The 13,534-nt window shown below is 53.8% G+C and carries 12 protein-coding genes and 2 pseudogenes; 11 read left to right on the top strand and 3 right to left on the bottom strand.

Going from position 1 to position 13,534, the window contains the following annotated elements; all coding sequences use genetic code 11:
* The first annotated feature begins 4 nt into the window (after positions 1-4).
* The 4 genes from arcC (at position 5) to F4V61_RS15135 (ending at position 4,152) form a co-directional block, all read left to right on the top strand.
* Positions 5-931, top strand: a complete 927-nt coding sequence (gene arcC / locus F4V61_RS15150) for a carbamate kinase (RefSeq protein ID WP_038397862.1) — start codon at positions 5-7, stop codon at positions 929-931.
* A gap of 82 nt (positions 932-1,013) precedes the next feature.
* Positions 1,014-2,018 carry an ornithine carbamoyltransferase gene (gene argF, locus F4V61_RS15145; RefSeq protein ID WP_058344583.1) on the top strand — a complete coding sequence of 335 codons (1,005 nt, stop codon included), beginning with the start codon at positions 1,014-1,016 and terminating at the stop codon, positions 2,016-2,018.
* 55 nt (positions 2,019-2,073) lie between these two features.
* Positions 2,074-3,477, top strand: a complete 1,404-nt coding sequence (locus tag F4V61_RS15140; RefSeq protein WP_080161067.1) for a YfcC family protein — start codon at positions 2,074-2,076, stop codon at positions 3,475-3,477.
* Between the two features lie 186 nt (positions 3,478-3,663).
* Positions 3,664-4,152, top strand: a complete 489-nt coding sequence (locus tag F4V61_RS15135; protein WP_023182627.1) for an arginine repressor — start codon at positions 3,664-3,666, stop codon at positions 4,150-4,152.
* On the opposite strand, the gene F4V61_RS15130 is transcribed toward F4V61_RS15135, so the two are convergent.
* Complete coding sequence (locus F4V61_RS15130; protein ID WP_077906751.1) at positions 4,122-4,262, bottom strand: hypothetical protein; 141 nt, start codon at positions 4,260-4,262, stop codon at positions 4,122-4,124. The genes F4V61_RS15135 and F4V61_RS15130 overlap by 31 nt on opposite strands.
* Here F4V61_RS15130 and pyrL point away from each other — a divergent pair.
* The 4 genes from pyrL (at position 4,242) to ridA (ending at position 6,281) form a co-directional block, all read left to right on the top strand.
* Positions 4,242-4,343, top strand: coding sequence for a pyr operon leader peptide (gene pyrL, locus F4V61_RS15125; protein ID WP_024132039.1), 102 nt, complete (start codon positions 4,242-4,244; stop codon positions 4,341-4,343). The genes F4V61_RS15130 and pyrL overlap by 21 nt on opposite strands.
* A 35-nt stretch (positions 4,344-4,378) precedes the next feature.
* The gene (gene pyrB, locus F4V61_RS15120) at positions 4,379-5,314 is read left to right on the top strand and encodes an aspartate carbamoyltransferase (protein WP_080161068.1); all 936 of its coding nucleotides are present in this window, start codon (positions 4,379-4,381) and stop codon (positions 5,312-5,314) included.
* 13 nt (positions 5,315-5,327) lie between these two features.
* Positions 5,328-5,789, top strand: coding sequence for an aspartate carbamoyltransferase regulatory subunit (gene pyrI, locus F4V61_RS15115; protein ID WP_079799562.1), 462 nt, complete (start codon positions 5,328-5,330; stop codon positions 5,787-5,789).
* Positions 5,790-5,894: 105 nt separating this feature from the next.
* Positions 5,895-6,281, top strand: coding sequence for a 2-iminobutanoate/2-iminopropanoate deaminase (ridA, locus tag F4V61_RS15110; RefSeq protein WP_080161069.1), 387 nt, complete (start codon positions 5,895-5,897; stop codon positions 6,279-6,281).
* A gap of 93 nt (positions 6,282-6,374) precedes the next feature.
* Here ridA and mgtA read toward each other — a convergent pair whose 3' ends face one another.
* Together mgtA and mgtL are read right to left on the bottom strand one after the other, a co-directional pair.
* Positions 6,375-9,083, bottom strand: coding sequence for a magnesium-translocating P-type ATPase (gene mgtA / locus F4V61_RS15105; RefSeq protein WP_000920852.1), 2,709 nt, complete (start codon positions 9,081-9,083; stop codon positions 6,375-6,377).
* A 140-nt stretch (positions 9,084-9,223) separates the two neighbouring features.
* On the bottom strand, positions 9,224-9,277 hold the full coding sequence (gene mgtL, locus F4V61_RS22855; protein WP_226998816.1) for a mgtA regulatory leader peptide MgtL: 54 nt from the start codon (positions 9,275-9,277) through the stop codon (positions 9,224-9,226).
* A 189-nt stretch (positions 9,278-9,466) separates the two neighbouring features.
* Here mgtL and treR point away from each other — a divergent pair, with 189 nt between their 5' ends.
* The 3 genes and pseudogenes from treR to F4V61_RS15085 all read left to right on the top strand — a co-directional run bounded on the left by treR (position 9,467) and on the right by F4V61_RS15085 (position 13,206).
* Positions 9,467-10,414, top strand: coding sequence for a trehalose operon repressor TreR (treR, locus tag F4V61_RS15095; RefSeq protein WP_079828030.1), 948 nt, complete (start codon positions 9,467-9,469; stop codon positions 10,412-10,414).
* A 126-nt stretch (positions 10,415-10,540) separates the two neighbouring features.
* Positions 10,541-11,841, top strand: a pseudogene (gene treB, locus F4V61_RS15090) (PTS trehalose transporter subunit IIBC).
* 36 nt (positions 11,842-11,877) lie between these two features.
* Positions 11,878-13,206, top strand: a pseudogene (locus F4V61_RS15085) (alpha,alpha-phosphotrehalase).
* Positions 13,207-13,534 lie beyond the last annotated feature (328 nt).

Below are 13,534 nucleotides of genomic sequence, written 5' to 3'. Positions count from 1 at the left end.
CGTTATGGAAAACAAACGCACGCTGGTCGTCGCGCTGGGCGGCAATGCGCTGCTTAAACGCGGCGAGCCGCTGGAGGCTGATATCCAGCGTAAAAATATCGAACTGGCGGCCAGAACCATCGCCCAGCTTACTCAGCAATGGCGGGTAGTGTTAGTGCATGGCAACGGCCCACAGGTAGGACTGCTGGCGCTACAAAATAGCGCCTACGCCAGCGTTACCCCTTACCCGCTCGATATCCTCGGCGCGGAAAGCCAGGGAATGATTGGCTACATGCTGCAACAGGCGCTGAAGAATCAATTGCCGGAGCGTGAAATCAGCGTCCTGCTCACCCAAGTCGAAGTCGATGCCAACGACCCGGCATTCCTGAATCCAACCAAATATATCGGACCGATTTACGACGAAGCGCAGGCCCGCGCGTTACAGGCAGAAAAGGGCTGGGTATTCAAAGCCGACGGTAACGCCTTCCGCCGCGTTGTGCCCTCACCGCAGCCGAAACGCATTGTGGAAAACGATGCGATCCGCGCGCTGATTAGCCGCGATCACCTGGTGATCTGTAACGGCGGCGGCGGCGTGCCGATCGTGGAAAAAGCCGATGGCTACCACGGTATCGAAGCGGTAATCGACAAAGACCTGTCCGCCGCCCTGCTTGCCAGCCAGATCCACGCCGACGCGCTACTCATCCTGACCGATGCCGACGCAGTGTATCTCGACTGGGGCAAACCCACCCAGCGCCCGTTGGCGCAGGTTACGCCGGAGCTGCTTCGTGAAATGCAGTTCGACGCCGGTTCGATGGGCCCAAAAGTGACAGCGTGCGCTGAGTTTGTCAGCCGTTGCCGCGGCATTGCCGGAATCGGCTCGCTGGCGGATGGGCAAGCCATTCTCGCGGGTGAGAAAGGCACTCTGATTCGGTGCGAAACCGTCGAAGCATAAATCCATTTCATTTCATGACGCAAATTCGTTGCCGGACGGCGGCTTCGCCTTATCCGGCCTACATTGGCTTAAGGATAAATAAATGTCTATTTCATTGAAAAAACGTAACTTTATTAAACTACTTGATTTTACTTCAGCGGAAATCCAGCACCTTATCGACCTCGCGATTGCGCTGAAAGCGGCGAAAAAAAGCGGCCATGAGCAAAAAACGCTGATCGGCAAAAACATCGCGCTGATTTTTGAAAAAACCTCTACCCGTACCCGTTGCGCGTTTGAAGTCGCCGCTTTCGACCAGGGCGCTCAGGTGACTTATCTCGGCCCAAGCGGCTCGCAGATTGGCCACAAAGAGTCCATGAAAGATACCGCTCGCGTCCTGGGACGGATGTATGACGGCATCGAATATCGCGGTTTTGGTCAACACATTGTGGAAGAACTGGGGGAATACGCTGGCGTTCCCGTCTGGAACGGCCTGACCGATGAATTTCATCCTACGCAGATCCTGGCCGATCTGATGACCATGCTGGAACATGCGCCGGGCAAAACGCTGCCGGAACTGAGCTTCGCCTATCTGGGCGACGCGCGCAACAACATGGGCAACTCGCTGATGGTGGGCGCGGCGAAGATGGGCATGGATATCCGTCTGATAGCGCCAAAGTCCTTCTGGCCTGATGCCGAGCTGGTCGCGCAGTGCCGGGAAATCGCCAGCGTTACCGGCGCTCGTATCACCTTAACGGAGAGCGTTGAAGACGGCGTTCACGGTGTGGATTTCCTCTATACCGACGTCTGGGTCTCGATGGGAGAGCCCAAAGAAGCCTGGGCGGAGCGCGTCAGTCTGATGACGCCATATCAGGTCAACCAGCAGGTGGTAAACGCTACCGGTAATCCTGATGTGAAGTTTATGCACTGCCTGCCCGCCTTCCATAACGAGCACACCAAAGTGGGACGCGAAATCGAAATGGCTTACGGCCTGAAAGGACTGGAGGTCACGGAAGAGGTGTTCGAGTCCGCAGGCTCGATCGTCTTCGATGAAGCGGAAAACCGGATGCACACCATCAAAGCGGTCATGGTGGCGACGCTCGGCGACTAATCCCACAGGATATGCGCCCTCGCGGCGCATATCCGTGATATCAGGAGAGAACATCATGGGTAAATTTAAATTTCCCACCGCTTATACCATCCTGTTTATTCTTATTGCCCTGGTCGCGGTGATGACCTGGATTGTGCCGGCGGGAAAATACCAAATGGCGATGAACGCCACGCTGGGAAAAGAGGTGCCGGTGGCGGGAACGTATGCTCCCGTGGACGCGCATCCGCAAGGGATTACCGCTGTTTTACTGGCGCCGATTGACGGCCTCTATAACCACGAAACCTACACCGCCGGCGCCATTGACGTCGCGCTGTTTGTCTTGATTATCGGCGGCTTTCTGGGCGTGGTGAATAAAACGGGGGCGATTGATGCCGGTATCGAACGGGTAACGGTCAGGCTCAACGGCAAAGAGGAGTGGATGATTCCCATTCTGATGGCGCTGTTCGCCGCAGGCGGCACTATCTATGGCATGGCGGAAGAGTCGCTGCCCTTCTACACACTGCTGGTGCCGGTCATGATGGCGGCCCGCTTCGATCCGTTGGTGGCGGCGGCAACCGTACTGCTCGGCGCGGGGATAGGCACGCTTGGTTCGACCATAAACCCTTTCGCCACGGTGATTGCCGCCAACGCCGCCGGCATCCCTTTTACCCAGGGAATGCTGATGCGCGTACTGCTGTTAATTATCGGCTACGTGCTGTGCGTGGTTTGGGTGATGCGCTATGCGCGCAAAGTCCGCGCCCATCCTGAGCTTTCTATCGTGGCGGATAAAATGGAGGAAAATCGCGCCCATTTCCTCGGCAATCGCGCCAATACACTGCTGGAGTTTACGGCTACCCGGAAATGGGTGCTGCTGATCTTCGCCGCCTCTTTCGCGGTGATGATTTACGGCGTGGCGGTACTCGGTTGGTGGATGGCGGAAATTTCCGGCGTCTTTCTGGCCGCGGCGATTATCGTCGGCGTGATAACGCGGATGGGCGAGGAAGCGTTCACCAGCACCTTTATCGACGGCGCGCGGGATTTACTCGGCGTGGCGCTAATTATCGGTATCGCGCGCGGCATTGTGGTAGTCATGGATAACGGAATGATTACCCATACCATTTTACAAAGCGCGGAAAATCTGGTTTTCGGTCTCTCTACAACCATTTTCATTAACGTAACCTACTGGCTGGAAGTATTGCTCTCCTTCCTGGTGCCCTCCTCTTCCGGTCTTGCTGTACTGACGATGCCCATTATGGCGCCGTTAGCGGATTTTGCCCACGTACAGCGAGATTTGGTCGTAACGGCCTACCAGTCGGCTTCCGGGATTGTAAACCTGATTACTCCCACCTCCGCCGTGGTGATGGGCGGTCTGGCGATCGCGCGGGTTCCCTATGTCCGCTATCTGAAATGGGTCGCGCCGCTGTTGCTGATCCTGACATTGCTGAATATGACGGTACTGAGCATCGGAGCGATGATGTAACGAGCCGGATGGCGACGCGTCTTATCCGACATGGCTGATAAACGCAACGCTATCAGGCACGCCGCCACCTTTTTTGATCGGCTTCTCATTTTCCTGCAAAACCGTCCAATTGATCCGCAATCAACGTGACAAATGTGATGAATTTCGCCAGTCCGTTGATATCAATAATAAAGATAAGGTGCATTTATGAAGGAATACGATGATTACTCCGCCAAAGAACAACAGCAACTGGCGGTTTGTCAGCGCCTGATTAGCGAAAAAAGTTACCTGTCCCAGGAGGAGATTCGCCGCGATTTACAAAATGAGGGTTTTGAAGGTATCAGTCAGTCTACGGTCTCGCGCCTGCTCAAGCTACTTGGTGCAATAAAAATCAGAAATACGAAGGGACAAAAGATTTATTCCGTAAATCCCCAGCAGCGTCCCTCGCCGGATGCCGGACGTTCAATAGCCGAAATGGTGGTCAGCGTTGAACATAATAGCGAATTTATCCTTATCCATACGGCAGCAGGCTATGGCCGTGCCGTCGCAAGGATTCTGGATTACCACGCATTACCGGAAATTCTGGGCGTCGTTGCCGGTAGCAGTATTGTCTGGGTCGCGCCACGGGTCGTTCAGCGCACGGCGCTGGTACACAAACAGATTAATTATTTGCTTAAAATGAATTTAAATTCATAAGAACCGTTTGCGATGAGTAAATCATGCATTAATCGCTTGATCCCAAAACAGAGCTGCGTATAATCGCGGGCAATTTGCCGGGAGGAAGCATGGTTCAGTGTGTACGACATTCTGTCTTACCGCGTCTGAAAAAGGACGCAGGCCTGCCGTTTTTCTTTCCGTTGAAAACCAATCCCAAGCCCCTCAATTGAGGGGCTTTTTTTTGCCCAGGCGTCAGGAGATAAACATGGCTAACCCGCTATATCAAAAACATATCATTTCCATAAACGACCTCAGCCGCGACGATCTTAATCTGGTACTGGCGACGGCGGCGAAATTAAAAGCCCACCCGCAGCCGGAGCTATTAAAACATAAAGTGATCGCTAGCTGCTTTTTTGAAGCTTCTACGCGTACTCGCCTGTCGTTTGAAACGTCGATGCATCGCCTGGGCGCCAGCGTAGTGGGCTTCTCCGACAGCGCTAACACGTCACTGGGGAAAAAAGGAGAAACGCTGGCCGACACGATCTCCGTGATTAGCACTTACGTAGACGCGATTGTGATGCGCCATCCGCAAGAAGGCGCAGCTCGTCTGGCGACAGAGTTTTCCGGTAAGGTACCAGTGCTCAATGCTGGCGACGGTTCGAACCAGCATCCGACGCAGACCCTCCTGGACCTGTTCACCATCCAGGAAACGCAGGGCCGTCTGGATAACCTGCATATCGCGATGGTCGGCGATCTGAAATATGGTCGCACCGTGCATTCGCTAACCCAGGCGCTGGCGAAATTTAGCGGCAACCGTTTTTATTTTATCGCGCCGGAAGCGCTGGCGATGCCGCAGTACATTCTGGATATGCTTGACGAAAAAGGGATGGACTGGAGTCTGCATGGTTCTATTGAAGAGGTTATGGCCGACGTCGACATCCTCTATATGACCCGCGTACAGAAAGAGCGTCTCGACCCGTCGGAATACGCCAATGTGAAGGCGCAGTTTGTTCTGCGCGCCAGTGACCTGAACGGCGCGCGTGAAAATATGAAAGTGCTGCACCCGCTGCCGCGTATTGATGAAATCACCACGGATGTAGATAAAACGCCGCATGCCTGGTACTTCCAGCAGGCGGGCAACGGTATTTTCGCTCGCCAGGCGTTACTGGCGTTGGTACTGAATAGCGAACTGAGTTTGTAAGGGAGAAATAGAGATGACACACGATAATAAACTGCAGGTAGAAGCCATTAAATGCGGCACCGTGATTGACCATATCCCTGCGCAGGTAGGCTTTAAGCTGCTGAGTCTGTTTAAACTGACCGAGACCGAGCAGCGGATCACTATCGGCCTGAATCTACCGTCTGGCGAGATGGGGCGTAAGGACTTAATCAAAATAGAAAATACCTTTCTCACTGATGAGCAAGTTAACCAGCTTGCTCTGTACGCGCCGCAGGCCACCGTTAACCGCATTGATAACTACGATGTCGTAGGGAAGTCACGCCCCAACCTGCCGGAACGTATTAATAATGTGCTGGTTTGCCCGAACAGCAACTGCATCAGCCACGCAGAACCGGTGTCTTCCTGCTTCGCAGTGAAAAAGCGCGCCAATGACATTGCCCTCAAATGCAAATACTGTGAAAAAGAGTTTTCGCATAATGTGGTGCTGGCCAACTAATTAGGGTTGGTTAACAATTACTGGCTCCCTATAATGACGGGACATCAGGCTGCGTCCCTTAATCATAGATGCAGTCTTACTTACCGCTGTAATTCAGGAGAAATCATGAGCAAAACTATTGCGACGGAAAATGCACCCGCAGCTATCGGTCCATACGTTCAGGGCGTAGATCTGGGCAGCATGGTAATCACTTCCGGCCAGATCCCGGTTGATCCGAAAACCGGCAGCGTACCGAAAGATGTGTCCGCACAGGCGCGTCAGTCGTTGGAAAATGTGAAAGCTATCGTGGAAGCCGCAGGCCTGAAAGTAGGCGACATCGTGAAAACGACCGTATTCGTAAAAGATCTGAACGACTTTGCGACCGTCAACGCCACCTACGAAGCCTTCTTCACTGAGCACAATGCGACCTTCCCGGCTCGTTCCTGCGTGGAAGTCGCGCGTCTGCCGAAAGATGTAAAAATTGAGATCGAAGCGATCGCCGTTCGTCGCTAAGCGATAAAAACGCCAGTGCCGGATGCGGCTTCGCCTAATCCGGCATTTGTAGGCCCAGTAAACGCAAGCGCCACCAGGCAACGATCACAATGGTTATTGCCAGCCATAACGCCGGCTATAAAACCCTTTCACTAGTTGGGTCAACGTCATATAGCCTGCCAGAATCGCAATCAGCCACGGGAAATAGCTTAGCGGCAGCGCCTGCAATTGCAGGTAAGACGCCAGCGGCGAAAACGGCAACGAGATCCCTACCACCATCACCAGCAGCGTCATCGTCATCAGCGGCCAGGCGGCACGACTTTGAATAAACGGCAGACGACGGGTACGGATCATATGCACAATCAGCGTTTGTGACAGTAACCCCACCACAAACCAGCCGGACTGGAACAAGGTTTGCGCTTCTGGCGTATTCGCATGAAATACCCACCACATCAGACAAAATGTCAGGATGTCGAAAATTGAGCTGATCGGACCGAAAAAGACCATAAAGCGCCCCAAATCCGCCGGATTCCAGCGCTGCGGTTTCTGAATTTGTTCTTCGTCGACATTATCAAACGGAATCGCCACTTGGGATACATCGTACAGCAGGTTCTGAATCAGCAAGTGCAACGGCAGCATCGGCAGGAACGGCAAAAAGGCGCTCGCCACCAGCACGCTAAATACGTTACCGAAGTTTGAGCTGGCGGTCATCTTGATATATTTCAACATATTAGAAAAAGTACGACGACCTTCAATGACGCCTTCTTCCAGTACCATCAGGCTCTTTTCCAGCAGAATAATATCGGCCGCTTCACGGGCGATGTCCACCGCGCCATCCACCGAAATACCAATATCCGCCGCCCGCAACGCCGGGGCATCGTTAATCCCGTCGCCCATAAAGCCGACCACATGCCCCTCGCGTTTGAGCAGAGTGACGATGCGCTCTTTATGCATCGGCGTCAAACGCGCAAACAACGTCGTACGGGCGGCCAGCGCCGCCAGCGCGTCGTCGCTTAACCCTTCGATATCGCTACCGATGACGACATCGCCCGCATCCAGCCCGACTTCATGGCAGACTTTCGCCGCCACCAGCTCGCTGTCGCCGGTGAGAATTTTCACCGTAATCCCGCTCGCCTTCAGCGCTTTTAGCGCTGGCGCGGTGGTCTCTTTCGGCGGATCGAGAAAAGCGATATAGCCTTCCAGAATCAGGTCAGACTCATCAATACGCTGGTAATCGCCTTCACGCGCAGGCAGGTATTTGGTCGCGACGGCAACCACGCGTAGCCCCTGACGGTTCAGCGTGTCGGTAACGCGTTTAACCCGACGCAGCATATTGTCGTCCAGCGGCACAATATCGCCGTTATGACGCACTTGCGTACACACATTCAGGATTTCCTGTAACGCGCCTTTACAGACCAGTTGATGCACGTTCGAATCTTCGGCGACCACCACCGACATCCGACGACGCTCAAAATCAAAAGGGATCTCATCAATTTTCTGCCAGCGTCCGGAGAGCTGACGCGCGTCGGTTTCGTCTACTCCTTCCAGTACCGCCGTATCCAGTAAATTTTTTAGTCCGGTCTGATAGTGACTGTTCAGCCAGGCGCAGTGCAGGACATGCCCGCAGGGCTTACCAGAAATATCCGTGTGATTCTCCAGCACAATTTTGTCCTGCGTCAGCGTGCCGGTTTTATCGGTACACAGAATATCCATCGCGCCGAAGTTCTGAATCGCGTCGAGGTGCTTCACAATAACTTTCTGTTTCGATAGCTTCACCGCCCCGCGCGCCAGGGTAGAGGTAACGATCATCGGCAGCATTTCCGGGGTTAGCCCTACCGCGACCGAGAGCGCAAATAGCGCCGCTTCCCACCAGTCGCCTTTGGTGTAACCATTAATAATCAGTACTATCGGCGCCATTACCAGCATAAAGCGGATCAGCAGCATACTGACGCGGCTAATCCCTTTCTGGAAAGCGTTCTGCTCGTTCTCTTGTTCCGAGACGCGTCCCGCCAATTGACCAAACCAGGTGTCGGCGCCGGTCGCCATCACGATGGCCTGCGCCGTTCCGCTTACTACGTTCGTCCCCATAAAGCACAGCGTGTCGCACTCAAGCGGATTGTTTTGCCGGGGCTCGCGGGTCGTGGCGACTTTCTCGACCGGCAGCGATTCGCCGGTCAGCGACGCCTGGGCGACAAACAGATCGCGCGCCTGGATAATCCGTAAATCTGCCGGGACCATATCTCCCGCCGCCAGCTTAATAATATCGCCGGGCACCAGTTGATCGATGGGTAATTCCAGCCAACCGTTTTCGCCATTTTCATTAATAACCCGCAGTACAGTGGCGGTATTGCTGACCATCGCTTTTAGCGCATCCGCCGCTTTCGTCGAGCGCGCTTCCTGCACAAAATTCAGCAGTGTTGAGATACAGACCATCAGGGCGATAACGCCTGCGGCAAACAGATCCTCCGTGGCATAAGAAATGCCGCCAAGAATCGTGAGTAAAATATTGAAAGGATTGCGATAACATACCCACAAATGAACCCACCACGGCGATGGTTTCTGTGCGGGAAGGCGGTTTTCACCATATTTTTCACGCGCGCGCGTCACCTCGGCGGCGTTTAATCCCTCCGGATGCGTATCAAAGACGCGCCAGAGAGCCTCCTGTTCCATTGCCGCGACTTTCAGGCAGCGTTCGCTCAGTGAAGGCGGGATAGGCGCGTTTACGGCGGTCTGCGCGCCGGGCAGCGGATCACGGTGAACCAGACGATAAGGCAAGTGCCGGTTAAGCCGGGCAAAAAGCTGGCGGGTAATGGTTTTTAGCATAGGTAATCCCTCCGCGCCGAAGTCAGGCGCAGAAAATTATTCAGGCGCGGCAAAGCCTTGCCCGATGAGCAATTTTTTAATAAAAACAGGGACGTTATCGTGTCACTGTCTTACAAACCGGTAAGACAGCAAAGGCAGACTTACCGGAAAAGGAAAACTCTCCATCGCGGGAGAGGGGTGGGTTCAGGGTCCATATCGCCTCCGGTAAGTAAATGATTTGCGACGCGGATTATATACATAAATCCATAAGTTTTGTGGCAATTATGGCGGTATCATATCGTTACGTAATTAAACAAAATATAAACCAGACTTTGCCCATTGCCCTTCGCTTGAGTAAAGTTACTCTTTTTATCACCATCAGCTTCGCGCCACGGGAAAACAGGATGGAAAATCGGCTCACTATCAAAGACATCGCCCGCCTGAGCGGTGTAGGAAAATCAACAGTTTCCCGCGTGCTTAACCATGAAAGCGGCGTAAGCGAACGTACCCGCGAGCGTGTCGAAGCGGTGATGAATCAATACGGTTTCTCCCCGTCCCGCTCCGCCCGTGCGATGCGGGGACAAAGTGATAAAGTGGTCGCGATCATCGTCACTCGCCTCGATTCGTTATCTGAAAACCTCGCGGTTCAAACCATGCTGCCTGCGTTTTATGAGCAGGGCTACGACCCTATTATGATGGAAAGCCAGTTCTCACCGACGCTGGTAGCGGAACATCTGAGAATGCTCAGGCGACGCAATATTGACGGCGTGGTGCTGTTTGGTTTTACTGGCATCACCGAAGAGCTGATCGCCCCCTGGAAAGCCTCGCTGGTGTTGCTGGCAAGAGAGGCGAAAGGTTTTGCCTCCGTCTGCTACGACGACGAGGACGCGATTCATATCCTCATGCGGCGGCTGTATGAGCAGGGGCACCGCAACATTAGCTTTCTGGGCGTTCCTCATAGCGACGTTACGACCGGCAAACGTCGGCATGACGCCTATCTGGCGTTTTGTAAAAAACATAAACTTCATCCCGTCGCCGCCCTGCCCGGTCTCGCCATGAAGCAGGGCTATGAGCATACGGCAAGCGTCATAATGCCGGATACCACCGCGTTAGTTTGCGCCACCGATACGCTGGCGTTGGGCGCCAGTAAGTATTTACAAGAGCAACGTATTGAGACGCTGCAACTGGCAAGCGTCGGGAACACGCCGCTGATGAAATTCCTGCACCCGGAGATCGTCGCCGTCGATCCTGGTTATGCGGACGCCGGACGACAGGCGGCTTCGCAGCTGATCGAACAGATCAATGGTCGCTGCGATCCGCGCCAGATCGTCATTTCTTCTACCCTCGCCTGAGTCGCTGATTAAATCGAATACTGCGGGTAATTTGTGATCGTCGCCGAATTCCGGGAACGTTCCTACTCTTAAGCGAACGTTGAAGAGATACTCTTGCGCCAACCAATAACATCTCTTGGCTTTACGATGAGCGAAGTAAAACAAGCCGATATCGACCGGCTGATTGAACGGGTCGGCGGGCGCGACAACATCGCCACAGTGAGCCACTGTATTACTCGCTTGCGCTTTGTGCTCCGCCAGCCGGCGAACGCCAGGCTAAAAGAGATCGAACAATTACCGATGGTTAAAGGCTGTTTCACCAACGCCGGGCCGTTTCAGATGGCGATCGGCACTGAAGTGGGCGATTACTATAAAGCGCAGCTGGACGCCACCGGTAAAGCGCATACTGATAAAGAACAGGCGAAAAAGCCGCTCGTCAGAACATGAAGTGGCATGAGCAGTTCATTTCCCACTTCGCGGAGATCTTCTTTCCGCTACTACCGGCATTGATCAGCGGCGGTTTGATCTTAGGCTTTCGTAACGTGATTGGCGATGTGCCGATGAGCAACGGCCAAACGCTGGCGCAGATGTATCCGACGCTAAAAACGCTTTACGATTTTTTATGGCTGATCGGCGAAGCGATCTTCTTCTATCTGCCGGTGGGGATCTGCTGGGCCAGCAAACGCCAGGCGTCTGGAACTTCGGCTTGTCTAGCATTGAGAAGGTGGGCTATCAGGCGCAGGTAATCCCGGCGCTACTGGCGGGACTGACGCTTGAGTTTATTGAAGCGCGCCTGAAGCGCATCGTGCCGGATTATCTCTACCTGGTTGTCGTCCCGGTCTGTTCGTTGATACTGGCCGTCTTTCTCGCCCACACCGTTATCGGCCCGTTTGGTCGTATGATCGGCGACGGTGTGGCCTTTGCGGTACGTTATATGATGACCGGCAGTTTCGCCCCGATAGGCGCGGCGCTGTTCGGCTTTCTGTATGCCCCGCTGGTGATTACCGGCGTCCACCAGACGACACTCGCTATCGATATGCAGATGGTACAGAGCATGGGCGGTACGCCAGTCCGGCCGCTGATTGCGCCGCGCAGGCCTCCGCCGTGGTGGGCATCATCATTTCCAGCCGTAAACACAATGAACGCAAGATCTCCGTTCCTGCCGCCATTTCCGCTTATCTTGGCGTCACTGAACCGGCAATGTACGGTATCAACCTGAAGTATCGTTTTCCGATGCTGTGCGCGATGATCGGCTCTGGCCTGGCAGGACTGCTCTGCGGCCTGAACGGCGTCATCGCCAACGGTGCCTGCAGGGCATCCTATCTATACCGCCGCGCTACTGGCAGGTGTACGGCATGGCGATGGTTATCGCAATCGTTATCCCAATGATTCTTACCGCCTTTATCTATCAGCGTAAGCATCGTCAGGGCACATTACAAATTGTCTAATGCTTCTTCTTCGGGGCGCAGTTGCAGGAAACTACAATGACTATTCCCCTCTGGTGGCAAAACGGCGTGAGTTACCAGATCTACCCGAAAAGTTTTCAGGATACCACCGGCAGCGGCACCGGCGATTTACGCGGCGTCACCCAGCGCCCTGGCTATCTACAGCAGCTCGGCGTGGATGCCATCTGGCTCACGCCATTTTATATTTCGCCGCAGGTGGATAACGGTTATGACGTCGCAAACTATACGGCTATCGACCCGGCCTATGGCACGCTGGATGATTTTGACGAGCTGGTGGCGCAGGCGAAAACGCGCGATATTCGTATCATCCTGGATAGGGTGTTTAACCATACTTCAACCCAGCACGCCTGGTTTCGCGAAGCGCTGAACAAAGAGAGTCCATACCGTCAGTTTTACATCTGGCGCGATGGCACGCCGGATGTCTACCCGAACAACTGGCATAACCAGAGCGAACAGTATTATTTACACCTTTTCGCGCCTGAACAGGCCGATCTGAACTGGGAAAACCCCGCCGTGCGCGCCGAGCTGAAAAAGGTTTGCAAATTCTGGGCCGATCGCGGCGTGGATGGCTTACGTCTGGACGTGGTGAATCTGATCTCCAAACATCAGGATTTTCCTGACGATCCGGCGGGCGATGGACGCCGCTTTTATACCGACGGGCCGCGCGCGCGTTTTTACGCGAAGTGAACCGTGACGTTTTTACGCCGCGTAATCTGATGACGGTAGGCGAAATGTCCTCTACCACCCTGGAAAACTGCCAGCAATATGCCGCGCTTAACGGCAACGAGCTATCAATGACCTTCAATTTTCATCATCTGAAGGTGGATTACCCCGGCGGTGAAAAGTGGACGCTGGCAAAACCTGACTACGCGCCGCCGGGCGCGATCCCTATGACCTGCTGGCCATTCTGGCCAGTAAATCCCGCGACAACAGCCGCAAGCCGATGCAATGGGATAACGGTAAAAACGCTGGTTTCACCCAAGGCGAACCGTGGATAAACCTGTGCAATAATTATGCGAATGTTAATGTCGCGGCGGCATTGAGCGATGAAAACTCGGTGCTCTACACCTATCAAAAACTGATCGCGCTGCGTAAAACACAGCCTGTACTGATCTGGGGCGATTATCAGGCTCTCCTCCCGGATAGCCCATCGCTATGGTGTTATCGCCACCAGTGACAGGGGCAAACTCTGCTGGTCGTCGCTAATCTGAGCAAAACGTGTCAGGAGTGGCATCCCCCGCATACTAAAGGACAGTGGCAGGCGCTAATGCACAATTATGGCGAGGTCGCCAGCCAGTTGCGATGACGCTCCGCCTATTTGAAGCCATCTGGTGGTTACAACGCTAGCACGTTGTCCATATACGGATAAACGCCGTAGCCCTATTGACACGGGCTGCGGCGTTGTTCCAACTTACTGCCTGTTTTTGTTGAATAATTAATCAGATTTTTCTTGCTATCTTTTACAAACGCTACAATGCCCGCCATCTGTACGCTCTGGTTTTTACCTTGTTCTACGTCAATAAAATTGCAAACATCCTTGATGCAAATCACTACATATAGACTTTAAAATGCACGCCGACCCAATATGTTGTATTAATTGACTACAATTGCTACAACACCCGTTCACCCGACACAAGGTGAATTGTGGATAACCTGGGTCAGGATTGCGGGAAGT

Source organism: Salmonella enterica subsp. arizonae (assembly GCF_008692845.1).
GTDB classification, from domain to species: Bacteria; Pseudomonadota; Gammaproteobacteria; order Enterobacterales; family Enterobacteriaceae; genus Salmonella; species Salmonella arizonae.
This window is presented reverse-complemented; position numbering and strand designations above follow the sequence as displayed.